Here is a 15,246-nt window from a genome sequence, read left to right as displayed (position 1 = left end):
CCGGTTTTAACACCGGTTTAATCGCCCCCGGCGTAGGCTTCAACGAACCGCAGCTCTGCCCTCCTCAGCAGATAACGGTAATCGGGAATGACTTCAGGCCCAGGCGGGATCCGTCTGGGCCTTTTTCTTCCCGTGCCATCGCTCACTTGCTGAGGTGAAGGCGAGGGGGATACATTCGGCGTTCCGTTCAGTTGACTAAGGATTGGTTGAAATGAAGCGAGTGATTCTGGCCGCCGGGACCGCGGCCCTCCTGCTGGCAATGGGCACCACCCAGGCAGCGCCGCAGGCCGAAGTGTTTGCCCGTGGCAAGCCGCTGGCAGAGCAGATGCAGCGCATCGACGTCGAAATGAACGATGGTGAGACCTACTCGGAGCTCACCCTTGAAGACCGCAGCCGGGTCCGCGCGGCCTTGGGCCGCATGCGTGGCGTGCTGGACCAGTACCCTGACCAGGCCACCATCACGGACGTCGCCAAGACCGAGCTCTACAACGACCAACAACTTGTGAACACCGTTTTGACGAAAGCGCGCGAAGATAGTCGCCAGATCTGCACCCGCGAAAAGTCGACCGGCTCACACCGTGCAACTACGCAGTGCAGGACCGTGGCCCAGCGCGAGCGGGACAAGACGTCTGCCCAGCACCAGCTTGGCACCGTGCAGCGTGTGGGCCACAACGTCATCCCTTAAGAGGTCACATGCGAATTCTTGTAATTGAAGACAACAGCGACATCGCCGCCAACCTGGGCGACTACCTCGAAGACCGCGGCCACACCGTGGACTTCGCCGCCGACGGCGTGACCGGCCTGCACCTGGCGGTCGTGCACGAGTTCGACGCGATCGTGCTGGATCTCAATCTGCCGGGCATGGATGGGATCGAGGTCTGCCGCAAGCTTCGCAATGAAGCGCGCAAGCAGACCCCGGTGCTCATGCTGACCGCACGGGATTCGCTGGACAACAAGCTGGCCGGGTTCGACTCCGGTGCCGACGACTACCTGATCAAGCCGTTCGCGCTGCAGGAAGTGGAAGTGCGTCTGAACGCCCTGTCGCGCCGCGGCAAGGGCGTGCAGACCCGGGTACTGGAAACCGGCGACCTGGAATACAACCTCGATACCCTCGAGGTTCGCCGCCAGGGCAAGCTGCTGCAGCTCAACCCTACCGCGCTGAAGATCCTGCAGGCGCTCATGGAAGCGGCCCCGGCCGTGGTGACCCGCCAGGAGCTGGAAACCCGCGTGTGGGGCGAAGAGCTGCCCGATTCGGATTCGCTGCGCGTGCACATCCACGGCCTGCGCGCCGTGGTGGACAAGCCGTTCGAGGTGCCGTTGATCCAGACCCGCCATGGCATCGGATACCGCATCGCCGCCCCGGAAGCCTGATCCGGTGACGGGCAGGGGGGAGCGCCGCCGGGGCCCGTACCGGCGCCGGCTGCGCAGCCGCATCATCGTCTCATTCGTGCTGTTGGGCTTCTGCCTGACAGCACTGTTTGCCTTCGCCACCAACCTGGCCCGCGCGCGCGTGGAGAACCAGCTGGTCGAAGACGTGATGAACCGCAACATCAACGAGTACGCGCGCCGCTACTTCGCTGATCCCTCGCGCAACCCCGACCTTCCCGTGCAGCAGATGCGCGCGCGCATCGTGGGGCCGGACAAGTTCGAAGCGCTGCGCCAGGAAGAGCCGGACTGGTACGAATTCCGCGATGGCATCCACGGCCTGAGCGGCGTGGACGAGCGGGGCAACCCCTTCTCCTACAAGCTGGCGGTACGCAAGACCCCCGATGCGTGGTTCTTCCTCGCCTACGACATGACCGAAAGCCTGCGCGGCGCAGAGCAGTTGAACCGCGCGCTGTTCTTCTCGGTGCTGGTGTTCAGTGCGTTGTCGCTGGTGCTGGGCTGGTGGTCCGCCTCGAAGGTGATGAAGCCGGTGTCCGACCTGGCCGCGCGCCTGCGCGCCTACCGGGGCGGTACCAGTGACCCCACGCCGTTGGCGCCACGCTTCCCCGACGACGAAGTGGGGCAACTGGCGCAGGCGCTGGATGACTATTCGGCCCGGCTCACCGAAGTGGTACAGCGCGACCGCGAATTCAACGCCGACGTCAGCCACGAGCTGCGCACCCCGCTGGCCGTGATCCGCGGTGCCACCGAGCTGCTGCTGACCCGGCCGGACCTGGACCCCAAGGTGCTGCAGCGCCTGCAGCGCATCCAGCGTGCCGAACAGCAGTGCACCGACCTGATTGGCGCGCTGCTGCTGCTCTCGCGCAACGAGCGCGGGCAGGGCAGCAGCAACGTGGCGCGGGTGGCCGAACAGCTGCTCGATTCACACCGCGCCCAGCTGGGCGGCAAGCCGCTGGAGCTGGTACTGGAGGGCGACCGCGAACTGGTCATCGATGCCCCGGAATCGGCGCTGTCGGTGGCACTGGGCAACCTGATCGGCAACGCCGTGAAGTACTCGCAGGAAGGCTCGGTGCGGGTGCTGGTCACCGGCAACCGGGTTGAAGTGATCGACAGCGGCCCGGGCCTGAGCGCCGAAGATGCGGCCAAGCTGTTCCAGCGCGGCTATAGAGGCACCCACGCCGGCCACTCGCAGGGCGGCGGTATTGGTTTGTCGATCGTGAGCCGCCTGTGCGATCTGTACGGCTGGCAGGTCAACGTGCGGCCAGGCGATACCCGGGGCGTGGTAGCCACGCTGACGTTCGCCCCGGCGGGCTGACCTACACCTGTGCTGCCAACTGGCAAGGGACCGCCAACTGGGACCGCTCCGCCAATTGTCGCCGCCTGGCGCCGCTCCGCGGTAGAGCCACGCCTTGCGTGGCTGCTCTTCGCCGGACACCGCGCCAGCCACGCAGGGCGTCGCTCTACGGTGTGTGCCGTCTGCTAAAGTGCGACAGGCTCACCTTGCAAGGACGTTGATGATCGTGATTCGTTTCGAACGAATTCGTGAGGACGAGGACCTGGGTTGGCTGGTGGATGAATACTTCGACTACATCCACGATGTAGCCGATCGCATGCCGCCGGAGCTCCGCGATTTCGCTGTCCGGAGCGAGCACTACCAGTTGCAGGGAAAGTACAGCCTGCACGATTCTCGAATGCGCTCATTCGCCATTCGCAAAGAGCCCACAGAAGGAGAGGGCGTATCAAACGCCACCTCGGTGGATGTCATCTTTCTCGACCAGCTCTTCGAACATGAGTTTTCCCTCCACTACGGCGGGGTGTCGTCGTTCGTAGTGACCGAGGGTGATCTGCCGACACGCCGTGCGACGGATGTGCTCATGCATGAGATCAGCGTGCTTTCCAAGTGCAATTTCAGGCATGTGGTCAGATTCGACGGTGGGGGAGGTTATGCCGTCGAGTTCTCGTCGTTCAATCGAAAGCTGGATCTCACGGTCGGCAACTGATGAGGGTAGGGGGCATGTTTGTCAGGTGCTTCGGAACATTCGTGGGCCTTGAATTTGCTGCCTACGGTTGGGCGGTTGCGTCTGGAATGACGATTGGCCCAGCTATCTGCCGGACGGATTGCCAAATGAACGCCTCGCTGAGGCAGCTGATCGGTGATGACGCTGCGAACCTTCTGTTAGGCGGTTCGTGGATGGTTGCCGGTGTTGTATTCATCGCGTTCATTAACCTGCGGCGAGGCGCCAAGCAGTCGAAGCGACCTGCCGGAAGCATGGTGGGGCGCGCCTGAACAGTTGACTCGGCCATGTGGAGATCAGGAGGAAGTCGTGGGGGTTATTGAGAAGACCACCTTTGACGATTCGATGAAGAACTGCCTTTTCTACTTTGAACAGGCAGCGAGAAGCATTTCAGGTGGGCCGGAGCACGCGGCCCAGCAATTCGATGCTTTCCATGCTGCGGCTTGGGAGCTCAGGCAGGAGATTATGGTTGGATCGCCGCTACTTGCTTGGGACAGGGTGTCTGAGGCGCTTCGCGAGAGCATTGAACATCCTGCCTGGGTGCAAGTCAGGGATGCGGCGACCCGGTTTCTGGCTGCCGCCGAAGCTGAGCGGCCTCAGGTAGGGGAGGGAAGTGAGTTGGGGGGCGGTCCATGAAGCGACATAAAGCCCGTGCCATCGTTGATGCCTCACCACTCACACCGGCGGGCATCCGAAGGGTGGTGCTTTCCGTCTTTCCACGCAGGCATGATTACGGTGACTTTGATCTTGCTGATCTCGTCACGGAGCTGGCGGAGTTTGGTATCGCCACGGTCAAACCTCTCCGTCTTCTCATGAAGAAGCACAGGAGGCAGATACTTATCGATGAAAGGGTAAAGATGCCTCGCGCGGAGACGCTTTATCTGGCAAGTGAGTACAACCCGGCGGGGGTGGACGTTCACTCGAACACATCCTGGTACGCGGTACCGGGGTTGGTCAGGCAGGCAATGGAAAAGGAATTCGGTTGGGACGCCGTAATCGGCATTCATGAAGTGCGGCCGCAAGACCACGCGGCCAGCCCTAAGGTCTGCTGCTTGGCCTGCTCCGGTAGAGCGCATCCAGCCGCTCCACTTCCGCCTGCAGATGATCCGGGTGCCCATCATTGACCACCACGTCATCCGCCAGCGCCAAGCGCTCCTCCCGGCTGGCCTGCGCCGCAATCATCCGGCCGGCCAGATCGGCCGTGGTGCCATCGCGCTGCATCAGCCGCGCATGCTGCACCGCCACCGGCGCATCCACCACCAGAATCCGGTCCAGCCATGGGTACTGCTGGCGGCCGCCGGCTTCGGTCAGCAGCGGGATGGCCGCAATCGCATAGGGGCTCCCAGCCTGCTCACAGGTCTGCCGCAGCAGTTCCCGAATGGCAGGGTGGGTAATGGCTTCCAGCGCCTGCCGTTCCTGTGCGGAGCTGAAGATGCGCTCGCGCAACGCCGCACGGTCCAGCTGGCCATCAGCCAGCAGAATTCCAGACCCAAAATGCGCCACGATCCGCGCCAGGCCGTCGCTGCCAGGGGCAACTACGGCACGGGCGGCCACGTCGGCATCGGCGATGGTGATGCCCAGCGCCTCGAAGCGCCGGGTTACCTCGGTCTTGCCGGCGGCCACGCCGCCGGTCAATCCAATCACGAACTGGCTCATCGCTGCCTCAGCGCAGGCCGGACACCCGCAGATACGCGTTGATCAACGGCTCGCCCCACATGAACACGATCCAGCCCGCCAGGGCAAGGTAGGGCCCGAACGGAATCGGCGTGGCCCGGTCGCGGCCCCGCGAGTACAGCCAGATCGAACCGATGATCGCCCCAAGCACCGACGAGAGCAGGATGATCGGCAGGATGCCCTTCAACCCACACCAGGCGCCCAGCGCGGCCAGCAGCTTGAAATCGCCGTGGCCAATGCCTTCCTTGCCGGTGATCTGCTTGAACAGCCACCACACCGACCACAGCAGCAGGTAGCCGGCAATGGCGCCCAGCAGGGCAGGCTTGGCCGGCATGTACAGGTTGTCGATGCTGCCTATCAGCCCCAGCCACATCAGCGGCAGGGTGAGCTGGTCCGGCAACAACTGGGTGCGCAGGTCAATGCCGGACAAGGCCACCAGGAAGCAGCTCAGCACGATGGCGCCAAAGCCCTGCCAGCCAAAGCCGAACTGCCAGACGCTCGCTACCACCAGCAAGCCGGTCAACAGCTCGACCAGCGGGTACTGGATGGAAATCGGCGCATGGCAGTGGCGGCACTTGCCGCCCAGGACCAGCCAGCTGAACAGCGGGATGTTCTCGTACCAGGACAGCTTGTGCTTGCAGTGCGGGCAGTGCGACGGCTCGACCACGATCCCGGGCGGGGGTGGCTCGTAGATGTCCGGAAGCTCGAGCACCTCGCGGGCGTCGCGCTTCCACTGCCACTCCAGCCGCTTGGGCAGGCGCAGGATCACCACATTGAGGAAGCTGCCAATCAGCAACCCCAGTGCGGCCGCGGCCGGATAGCCGAGGCCGGGATGCTGGTCGAGAAATGCCATGTGCCGTTAGACCACCGAAGCCAGTTTGAAGATGGGCAGGTACATGCCGATGACCATGCCGCCGACAATGGTACCAATGAACACCATGATCAGTGGCTCCAGCAGGCTGCTCAGCGCGTCCACGGCATTGTTCACTTCCTGCTCGTAGTACTCGGCCACCTTGAAGAGCATCGTGTCCAGTGCGCCTGCTTCCTCACCAATGGCGGTCATCTGGACCACCATGTGCGGGAAAAGGTTGATCTGCTTCATCGCCATATTGACGGGATAGCCGACCGACACATCGTCACGCATGCGCAGCACGCCCTCCTCGTAGACCTTGTTGCCGGTGGCGCCAGCGACAATTCCCAAGGCCTCCACCAATGGCACGCCTGCCCTGAAGGTCACAGCAGTCGTGCGAGCGAACCGCGCGATCGAGCTGTTATGCATGATCTGGCCGATGACGGGCACCTTCAGAATCGTCCGGTCCATCGCATGCTGCATCGAAGGCGATCGCTTGTAGGCGAAAATGAAGCCGCCAATGGCGCCGCCGGCGATCAGCAGCATCAGCCACCACCACGAAACCATGAACCGCGAAAGATTCACAATCATCTGGGTGAACGCAGGAAGCTCTGCCCCAAAGCTGGCGAAGACGTCTTCGAACTGGGGGACAACCCAGACAAGCAGGATGCCGCTGACCAGAATGGCCACTGCCATCACCATGGCAGGGTAGAAGAGCGCCTTCTTGATCTTGCCCTTGAGTGTCTCGATGTTCTCTTTATACGTGGCAACCGTGTCCAGTACCGTTTCCAGAACACCCGCCCCTTCGCCAGCGCGAACCAGGTTGCGGTAGAGCTCATCAAACTGGACCGGGTGCTTGCTTACCGCTTCATAGAGGGACGAGCCCCCCTCGATGTCGGCGCGGACAGTGTCCACCATCTTCTTCATGCGCGGGTTCTTGTGCCCGCTACCGATGATCTCCAGCGCGGAAACGATCGGGACGCCGGACTTCATCATGGTCGCCATCTGGCGGCTGAAGAAGGCAATGTCCTTGGCGCTGATGGTCTTTCCGGCGGCGCCGAACAGCGGTTTGGGCTTGGGCTTGACCACGTTCGGCGTAATGCCCTGCCGGCGCAGCTCGGCCCTGAGCAGATTTGCGTTCTTGGCGGGCTGTTCGCCCTTCATCTTCACGCCCCGCTTGTCGGTCCCCTCCCAGACAAACGGCTGCAACTCCATGGTGCTACGCGCCACGGGCTCTTTCTTGACAGCACTACGGCTCACAGACATACAGGCTCCCCAGCCGCGCCATCCCCAGGCGGGCTTCTGCGCCGAATGGTAGCTGGTTCCGGGCCGTCATGGCATCCCTTCATGACGGCAATCCGTGACCGGGGTCCAGGACCGGGGCCGTCAAAAGGTGACGTAACGCGTCACAATGCCGGTTGTGTCGCAAATTACCGTGAGGGGGGTTCCAATCCTGAAGATTGCTGCCATCATTGCGCCGGGGAATGCTGGGGAGCATTGCTGAGAAGTTGGCACGCAACCTGCTTTCAACCACCCGCACGGGCGATTGCCTTGCTCAGCCGGTTTGCCGGCCAGGCGCGACCCAGTGTTCATTTTTCAAACCACCTCTAGGGGATGTACTCATGAAGAAGCAGCAGGGCTTTACCCTCATCGAACTGATGATCGTTGTCGCGATCATCGCCATCCTGGCCGCCATCGCAATTCCGGCTTACCAGGACTACGTCGTCCGCTCGCAGGGTGCTTCTGCCCTTGCCGAAATCACCCCGGCGAAGGTCGGTTTTGAGCAGGCTATCAACGAAGGCAAGACCCCGTCGACTGCCGCTGCTGACGCTGGCTTCGTCGGTGTGGGCCCGGACACCTCGTACTGCACCGTGACCGTCGGCGCTGACAACATCCAGTGCGTCACCAAGGGCGGCAACGCCACCAAGTTCAACGGCAAGAAGGTCACTTGGACCCGTACCGCCGACACCGGCCTGTGGGCTTGCACTTCGGACCTGGACGCCAAGTACAAGCCGGGCAAGTGCACCTAATAGGTCGCCTATCGCTTGAAGAAGAGGCCTCCGCTTAGCCGGGGGCCTTTTTTTTTGCCCCAATGAACTTGGCACGAATTCTGCTTTCCTTGCTGATTAACGATAGGGGAGCGTTTCAATGCAGAGGTCCAACGGCTTCACGCTGATCGAGCTGATGATCGTGGTGGCGATCATCGCGGTGCTCGCCGCGATCGCCATTCCCGCCTACCAGGGCTATGTCGCCAAGACCCAGGTCACGGCCGCGCTGGCCGAGATCGCGCCCGGCAAGAACGGGGTTGAGTCGGCGCTGGCGACAGGCAATGCGTCTCTGGTCGACGCCGCCTACGTCGGCCTCGCCACCCCTACCAGTCATTGCTCGACCGTGGTCGCCTCCCTGGCTGCCGACGGTTCGGCGCAGATCAGCTGCGTCGTGGTGGGAAACCCGCAAGTGGTGGGTGCGAGCCTGAGCTTGAATCGGGATGCGGGCGGCCAGTGGAGCTGCGAAGCGCCCAGCCTCGCCGAGCGTATCCGCCCCCGCAACTGCAATTGATTTCCCATTCTCTGGGTTAAGCTGTAGCCCCCGGAGCAATCAGCCGTGACGCCCCTATGAACGCAGTAGTGACCGCCAATCTCGTCGGCATCACCGGTATCGCCCGTCGTCTCGTGCAGGACGGTGCGCTGGATGAGGCTGCAGCGCGCGATGCGATGGCCAAGGCGGCCGCAGCGAAGCAGCCGTTGCCGCAGTACTTTGCTGAAAAGAAGCTGGTAACCCCGGCGCAGCTGGCCGCAGCCAATGCGCTCGAATTTGGCATGCCGCTGCTGGACGTCTCGGTATTCGACAGTGCGCAGAGCGCCATCAGCCTGGTCAGTGAAGAGCTGCTGCGCAAGCATCATGTGCTGCCGCTGTTCAAACGCGGTGGCAAGCTGTTCGTGGGTACCAGTGATCCGACTCACTCGCTTGACGAGATCAAGTTCCACACCAATCTGGTGGTCGAGCCGATTCTCGTAGACGAGGAGCAGATCCGCCGCACGCTGGAACAGTGGCAGTCCAAGCATGACACCCTGGGCGGTTCCCTTGGCGGCGGCGACGACGACGGCATGGCCGACCTGGATGTGTCGGGCGGCGATGATGAGGGTGGAGCTGGGGCAGATTCCGGTCACGACGCCAAGGGGGACGACACCCCGGTCGTGAAGTTCGTCAACAAGGTGCTGGTCGATGCCATCCGCAAGGGCGCATCGGACATCCACTTCGAACCGTATGAAGACGACTACCGCGTGCGGTTCCGCATCGACGGGCTGCTCAAGAACGTGGCCAAGGCGCCGGTGAAGCTGAACCAGCGCATTGCTGCACGCCTGAAGGTGATGTCGCAGCTGGATATTGCCGAAAAGCGCGTACCGCAAGATGGGCGCATAAAGCTCAACCTCTCCAAGTCCAAGCAGATCGACTTCCGCGTCAGCACCCTGCCGACCCTGTTCGGCGAAAAGGTGGTGCTTCGTATCCTCGACGGCAGTGCCGCCAAGCTGGGCATCGACAAGCTCGGCTACGAGCCCGAGCAGCAGAAGCTCTTCCTGGAAGCGATTCATAAGCCCTACGGCATGGTGCTGGTCACTGGTCCCACAGGCTCGGGTAAGACGGTATCGCTCTACACCGCGCTGGGTATCCTCAACGACGAAACCCGCAACATCTCCACGGCGGAGGATCCGGTAGAAATCCGGCTGCCTGGCGTGAACCAGGTCCAGCAGAACGTCAAGCGCGGCATGACCTTCGCCGCCGCGCTCCGATCCTTCCTGCGACAGGATCCAGATATCATCATGGTCGGCGAAATCCGCGATCTGGAAACGGCCGAGATCGCCGTCAAGGCAGCGCAGACCGGCCACATGGTGCTCTCCACCCTGCATACCAACGATGGTCCGCAGACCATCGCGCGCCTGATGAACATGGGTATTGCACCGTTCAACATCACCAGTTCGGTCACGCTTGTGATTGCTCAGCGTCTTGCGCGCCGACTGTGCAACAACTGCAAGCGGCCGGTGGACCTGCCGCCGAACGCCTTGCTGGCCGAGGGCTTCACCCAGGCCCAGCTGGACGCCGGCATCACCCTGTATGAGCCGGTTGGCTGCGAAGAGTGTACCGAGGGCTATAAGGGTCGTACCGGTATTTACCAGGTCATGCCGATGAGTGAGGAAATTTCGGTCATCGTCCTGGGCGGTGGCAACGCGATCCAGATCGCTGAAGCTGCCCAACGTGCCGGTATCAAGGACCTGCGCCAATCTGCGCTGATCAAGGCGGGCGCGGGCACCACCAGCCTGGCCGAGATCAACCGCGTCACCAAGGACTAAGCTCCTTCGTTTCGCCAGAAACGCATAGGTAGGGCCGGGCTCTGCCCGGCAAGAAACCAAGACGGGGCTGGGACGCACGGCCCCGTCCGCTGCACCCGTTTGGTGCCCAATCCCTGATCCTGCCGCGATCACCTGCTACCATCCACAAGCAACATTGCCCGGCGGGGAGCTGGGCCCAACCTTCGATTGCCAGCCGCTGCCGCCGCTTCAATGCGGCGCCGTGCTTGGCGACATACTTCAATGCAGTTCGTTTGGCCTTGTGATAGGCAATGGGGATGCACGCATGACGTTGGTTAAGAGCAGGGCTGGAACGTGGCTGTTGTGGATATTCGTGCTGTCCGGCTTCTCCGGCCTGATCTACCAGTCCATCTGGACGCAGTATCTGGGCTTGTTCCTGGGTCATTCCTCCTACGCGCAATCGCTGGTGCTCATTCTGTTCATGGGCGGCATGGCGATCGGTGCATGGCTGGTCAGCCGATGGAGCAGCAGAATTCGTCGGCCGCTTCTCGCCTATGCGCTCATTGAGGTCGTCATTGGCCTGCTCGGATTGAGCTTCGACGGCATTTATCAGGGTGTGACCGGCTGGGCCTACGCACAAGTGCTGCCGATGCTGCCGTCAGGGCAGCTGCAGAACGTTCGCTGGTTGCTGGCGGCGGCGATGGTGCTGCCGCAATGCATTCTGCTTGGTGCGACCTTCCCGCTGATGAGTGCTGGCTACATCCGCCTGCAGACCCACGCGGAGGGCCGGGTGCTGGCAGGCTTGTATTTCTCCAACAGTCTCGGCGCGGCCATTGGTGCGTTGGCCTCGACGTATGTAATGCTGCCCGCGATCGGCATGCCGGGCACGGTGTTCTCGGCAGGGCTCATCAATATCCTGGTCGCGGTGATGGTGTATCCGCTTAGCAAGCAGGAGCGACCACTAGCGCCGGATTCCGCCCTCGTGCCTGCAGTGGATGCGCGCACAACCGGCGCGGTTGCCTCCAGGCCGTTGCTCATTCTGCTCGTGGCCGGTCTCACTGGGGCAGCATCCTTCGTCTATGAAATCACCTGGATCCGGATGCTCTCGCTGGCACTGGGAACCACGATCCATTCGTTTGAATTGATGTTGGCGGCCTTCATTCTGGGCATCGCGCTGGGTGGGCTCTGGCTGAAAAACCGTGCAGATAGGCTGACCGCACCGCTTGCGACTGCCGGTTGGATCCAGGTGTGGATGGGTGTCGCCGCATTGGCGTCCATGTTCGTCTATGCCAACGCGTTCGAGTGGGTCGGATGGCTGATGATGGTCATCGTGCACAGTGCGGAGGGATATGGCCTATTCAACGTGGCAAGTGCAGGTATCGCGCTGCTCGTCATGTTCCCCGCAGCCTTCTTTGCCGGTATGACGCTGCCTCTGCTCACGCTGGCACTGCTGCGGCAGGGCCATGGCGAAAAATCGATCGGCCAGGCCTACGCATTCAATACGCTGGGCGCAATCATTGGCGTACTCGCCGCGGTGCATCTGCTGATGCCCGTGCTGGGCCTGAAGTACGCGCTGCTGAGCGCTGCCGTGCTCGACATCGGTCTGGGTCTGGTGCTGCTGGCTCGTTATGCGCCGGCCTCGACCCGTTGGCGGCTGCCACCGATGGTGCCGGCGGCGGCGATTTCTGCTGCTGCGGTACTGGCTGCCAGTTGGCTGGTTACCTTCGATCCGGCCGTTCTGAATTCATCGGTGTATCGCTTCGGTTCCACGTCATTGGGCGCGGACACCAAGACGGTGTTCTTCAAGGATGGGAAGACCGCGACTGTTGCCGTCATCGAACGGAATGAAGAGGACGGACCCGTGCGGATGATCTCCACCAACGGCAAGGTGGATGCCGGCCTGGCGCTGCAAGCCGATCAGGCGCCGACGTCCGATGAGTCGACCATGGTGTTGCTCGCCGCGATCCCGTTGTCCATGCGTGAGCACTACGACCGCATCGGTGTAATCGGGTTTGGCTCGGGCATGACCACGCATACGCTCATGGGGCACGCAAAAGTAGGCGCGGTGGATACGGTGGAAATCGAGCCGGCAATGGTCGAGGGTGCCCGCCACTTCGGCGACCGGGTTTCGAGGGCGTACAACGACCCGCGCTCGCACGTGATCATTGACGATGCCAAGGCGTACTTTGCCTCGGTGCCCAAGAAGTACGACCTGATCATCTCCGAGCCTTCCAATCCGTGGGTCGGTGGCACCGCATCCTTGTTCAGTACCGAGTTCTATCAGTACATCCCGAAGCAGCTCAATCAGGATGGCTTGTTCGTTCAATGGCTGCAGTTGTATGAAATCACCCCTGAGCTGGTCAACTCGGTGCTCTCGGCCATGCTGGTCAACTTCAAGGATGCGAAGGCGTATCTGGCCAACGAGGGCGATCTGATTCTAGTGGCCTCACCGCACGGAGAGGTCCCTGATCTCTCCGCGGACATTTTTCGCCAGCCGTTGGTGGCTGCCGATCTTGCTCGTATCGGCGTGACCGACCTGCGTGCTTTGCAGGACACCAAAGTGTTGAATCGCCGTGGTCTGGAAGGCTATCTGGCGCTCTATCCGCACCAGATGAACTCCGACATGTTCCCGGTGTTGAAGCTCCAGGCGCCGGTGGCTCGGTTCCAGCGTACCCAGGTGGCAGACTTCGATGCAATGGGCTCGGCTCCGTGGCCGTTGGTCCGCAGCCTCGGTGGCCCGATGCCGGCAAGCGACCGTTCGTTTGGCACTAACCGTCTATCGCTCGCGTCGGTTCGGCAGGCTGAGGCCGCTCAGGAGGTATTTGCTGCATTGGTGGAGGGGAGCAAGGCGCCGCCCTCAGCAATGTCCGAGTTCGACGCATTGCAAGTGGACGCACTGCGCGGGCTGGCGGCTGCCTGCGAACTGGACAGCCGACCGGAGCGGACGGCCACAATGATTTTCTCGCTGGCGACGGAAACCGTAGTGTTCCTGGACTCCGCGCGGCTCGAGCGCATCTGGGGCAAGCCGACGTGGCTGCGTTGCCCTTCGAATGATGCCACCGTCCAGGCCGCCCTCGGCCTGGTAGCGGCCGCCTCGGAAGATCGGCATCGCGACGTAGTCGAGTTGGGCCTGGAGCTGTTGGACGGCGAGCATGGTGCAGCACTGCTGCAGGATGGCGTCTCTGGCTACTACATCATGGGCGCGATGCAGTACGCAGCACTGTCAGAGGGCGATCCTGCCGTCGCTCAGCAGTTGATGCAGCGCTATTGGTCGCGCTTGGACCGGAAGGCGCAGGGCAATCCTTCGCTGCGGTTGATGACGCTGCTGGCGACGCGTGCTGAACACGGAGGGCGTAGCCCGTAGCGCGGCTATCGGCACCATGGTCCCGGCTTTTTCACAAATCGAGACGTGGCGCTCATTTCCATAAGCGCCATTCGAAAAGACTAATGCGTCAAACGTCAGTGGGCGCTCATTCCTGCGCCCGCAGTTGCCCATCCACAGAGAGGTGGTTGTGCCCGCGCGCGTCCTGAAGAATATTCTCTTGCTGCTAGTGCTTTCGCTGCTTCCAGTCGTTGCATCTGCAGCGCAACAGCCACTGGCCGAAACAAAGTTCTGCTTCGAGGGCAAGTGTTTCCCAACGCTCAGCCAAGCCGAAGCCGAGCTTCGTTCCAAGGCGGGTACATATGGCCCCCTCTGGACCAAGGCCCGCGTATCTCGTTACATGGACTCGGTGCTGATGCACCAGTATGTGGTGAAGGATCAAGAGGCGGAAACCATGTACAAGCCCGGGTACCGGGCGAGTGGAAATGGCGTTAGAGAAGTCAACTGCGCGGCACAGATGGATCCATATGATGGTGCGGGAACGGAAATTCTCTAGTCTGTTGGGCGGTGCCACCACGCTTGATTGGAACATAAGCGCAAGGTGCGTCTGCGATGGCGCAAGCTTCAGCCTTGACGAGTTTCAGGTCGATTTGACCCCGGTTGTCTATCTTCGAAGGCCGGATCAGTACAGCTCACCGGGCCATGCGATGGAGGTGAGGCTCAAAGAGCTGGATCATGTGGGTGACATCAACGCCTGGAGTGCTGGTGAGAAAGCTAGCGCAGAGTCCTATGAGCGATTTTTGAGGCTTCAGGCGTATCAGAGCCAAGCCGAGTGCGAATCGAACAATAGAGACGCTATGGAGTCTTTTGTGCGTACCGGCTTTTATCCAGCGATGATGGGTTCAATTTACCGGTGGGATTTAAGTCGAAAGCATGACGTGACGGAATGGTGACTTACTTCTCACTTTTTGCGCGGGCTGAGGCGATGGGTGTTGATTGAACTGGAGAGATCTTTGATGATCCGATACCTGCTGGTGATCTGTGTGTCCCTCGTTTGTGCATTCTCGATTCCGATTGGGAGGGTGGGCGCTTCTCCGTCTTGCCAATGCCCGCCGATGGAGCTCGAATTTAAGCATTCGGAAGGCTCGCCCGAGCTGCGTACAAGCGTTTTAACACTTCGGAACCTCGGCGATGTGACTGTGTACTTCCCGCTATGGGAGCCGAATTCCGCCTCTCGCGTGCCCCTCCTGCATTGGGGCGCGTACCAAATCTACACCCGCAACTCGAACTACACCCGCGAATTAAATATGCGGGGATGGGTGCCTATCCTTGAAGCGGGCTCGTTACCTCCATGGGGAGGGGCTCTGGTCGTCAATCCAGGTGGGACCGTCGACTTGCATATTGGAATCGAGCGCGTCCTTCAGGAGAATGACATTCCGGAAGCCATGGTCATGGTGGAGCTGATTTCGATTGCCACAATGTGCCAGGTGAGGTCGACTGCGATAAGCGTGCAGGATCTCGCGAAGCTACTTCCACCTAGTCAATAGGCCAGCGTCTATGAAGTGACTACATACCGTCCATGCAAGCGTCCGACGTCGGGAGCTTCTTCCAAAGGGCGCGCGGCAGCGCTTGAGCAGGAGTTGAAGGGAGTGGTGTACTCCACTGAAAGGGAGTGCTCAGACGCAAATAGAG

The 15,246-nt window shown here is 61.6% G+C and carries 14 protein-coding genes; 11 read left to right on the top strand and 3 right to left on the bottom strand.

The annotated features are described in order from the left end of the window. Window positions 1–211: 211 nt before the first annotated feature. The 6 genes from SOM39_RS04540 to SOM39_RS04515 all read left to right on the top strand — a co-directional run bounded on the left by SOM39_RS04540 (window position 212) and on the right by SOM39_RS04515 (window position 4,037). Window positions 212–685: a hypothetical protein gene (locus SOM39_RS04540; RefSeq protein WP_068853822.1), complete on the top strand. Its 474-nt coding sequence runs from the start codon at window positions 212–214 to the stop codon at window positions 683–685. Window positions 686–693: 8 nt separating this feature from the next. Beyond that, on the top strand, window positions 694–1,371 hold the full coding sequence (locus SOM39_RS04535) for a response regulator transcription factor (protein ID WP_017356179.1): 678 nt from the start codon (window positions 694–696) through the stop codon (window positions 1,369–1,371). After that, on the top strand, window positions 1,334–2,701 hold the full coding sequence (locus tag SOM39_RS04530; protein ID WP_307106392.1) for a sensor histidine kinase: 1,368 nt from the start codon (window positions 1,334–1,336) through the stop codon (window positions 2,699–2,701). Before SOM39_RS04535 ends, SOM39_RS04530 begins: the two co-directional genes overlap by 38 nt. Before the next feature lie 199 nt (window positions 2,702–2,900). After that, window positions 2,901–3,386, top strand: coding sequence for a hypothetical protein (locus tag SOM39_RS04525; RefSeq protein WP_320457607.1), 486 nt, complete (start codon window positions 2,901–2,903; stop codon window positions 3,384–3,386). Window positions 3,387–3,511: 125 nt separating this feature from the next. Continuing rightward, window positions 3,512–3,673 carry a hypothetical protein gene (locus tag SOM39_RS04520; RefSeq protein WP_320457606.1) on the top strand — a complete coding sequence of 54 codons (162 nt, stop codon included), beginning with the start codon at window positions 3,512–3,514 and terminating at the stop codon, window positions 3,671–3,673. Window positions 3,674–3,710: 37 nt separating this feature from the next. Next, window positions 3,711–4,037 (top strand): hypothetical protein, encoded by a 327-nt coding sequence (locus SOM39_RS04515; RefSeq protein WP_320457605.1) that lies wholly within the window; start codon window positions 3,711–3,713, stop codon window positions 4,035–4,037. 402 nt (window positions 4,038–4,439) lie between these two features. On the opposite strand, the gene coaE is transcribed toward SOM39_RS04515, so the two are convergent. The 3 genes from coaE to SOM39_RS04500 are packed head-to-tail and all read right to left on the bottom strand — an operon-like array spanning window position 4,440 to window position 7,191. After that, on the bottom strand, window positions 4,440–5,057 hold the full coding sequence (gene coaE, locus SOM39_RS04510) for a dephospho-CoA kinase (protein WP_320457604.1): 618 nt from the start codon (window positions 5,055–5,057) through the stop codon (window positions 4,440–4,442). Between the two features lie 7 nt (window positions 5,058–5,064). Next, window positions 5,065–5,928, bottom strand: coding sequence for a prepilin peptidase (locus SOM39_RS04505; RefSeq protein ID WP_068853817.1), 864 nt, complete (start codon window positions 5,926–5,928; stop codon window positions 5,065–5,067). A gap of 6 nt (window positions 5,929–5,934) precedes the next feature. Continuing rightward, window positions 5,935–7,191: a type II secretion system F family protein gene (locus tag SOM39_RS04500; RefSeq protein ID WP_320457603.1), complete on the bottom strand. Its 1,257-nt coding sequence runs from the start codon at window positions 7,189–7,191 to the stop codon at window positions 5,935–5,937. Between the two features lie 356 nt (window positions 7,192–7,547). Here SOM39_RS04500 and SOM39_RS04495 point away from each other — a divergent pair, with 356 nt between their 5' ends. From SOM39_RS04495 to SOM39_RS04475, 5 genes are all read left to right on the top strand, one after another. Beyond that, the gene (locus tag SOM39_RS04495) at window positions 7,548–7,955 is read left to right on the top strand and encodes a pilin (RefSeq protein WP_320457602.1); all 408 of its coding nucleotides are present in this window, start codon (window positions 7,548–7,550) and stop codon (window positions 7,953–7,955) included. Between the two features lie 118 nt (window positions 7,956–8,073). Further along, on the top strand, window positions 8,074–8,484 hold the full coding sequence (locus SOM39_RS04490; protein WP_320457601.1) for a pilin: 411 nt from the start codon (window positions 8,074–8,076) through the stop codon (window positions 8,482–8,484). 56 nt (window positions 8,485–8,540) lie between these two features. Continuing rightward, window positions 8,541–10,274 (top strand): type IV-A pilus assembly ATPase PilB, encoded by a 1,734-nt coding sequence (gene pilB, locus SOM39_RS04485; RefSeq protein WP_320457600.1) that lies wholly within the window; start codon window positions 8,541–8,543, stop codon window positions 10,272–10,274. A gap of 283 nt (window positions 10,275–10,557) precedes the next feature. Continuing rightward, window positions 10,558–13,596, top strand: a complete 3,039-nt coding sequence (locus SOM39_RS04480) for a spermine synthase (RefSeq protein WP_320457599.1) — start codon at window positions 10,558–10,560, stop codon at window positions 13,594–13,596. A 443-nt stretch (window positions 13,597–14,039) separates the two neighbouring features. Further along, on the top strand, window positions 14,040–14,507 hold the full coding sequence (locus SOM39_RS04475; protein ID WP_320457598.1) for a hypothetical protein: 468 nt from the start codon (window positions 14,040–14,042) through the stop codon (window positions 14,505–14,507). Window positions 14,508–15,246 lie beyond the last annotated feature (739 nt).

The organism is Stenotrophomonas sp. CFBP8994, assembly GCF_034044835.1.
GTDB classification, from domain to species: Bacteria; Pseudomonadota; Gammaproteobacteria; order Xanthomonadales; family Xanthomonadaceae; genus Stenotrophomonas; species Stenotrophomonas rhizophila_A.
Note: the sequence above shows the minus strand (reverse complement) of the source record. Positions and strands in the feature narration are given on the sequence as shown.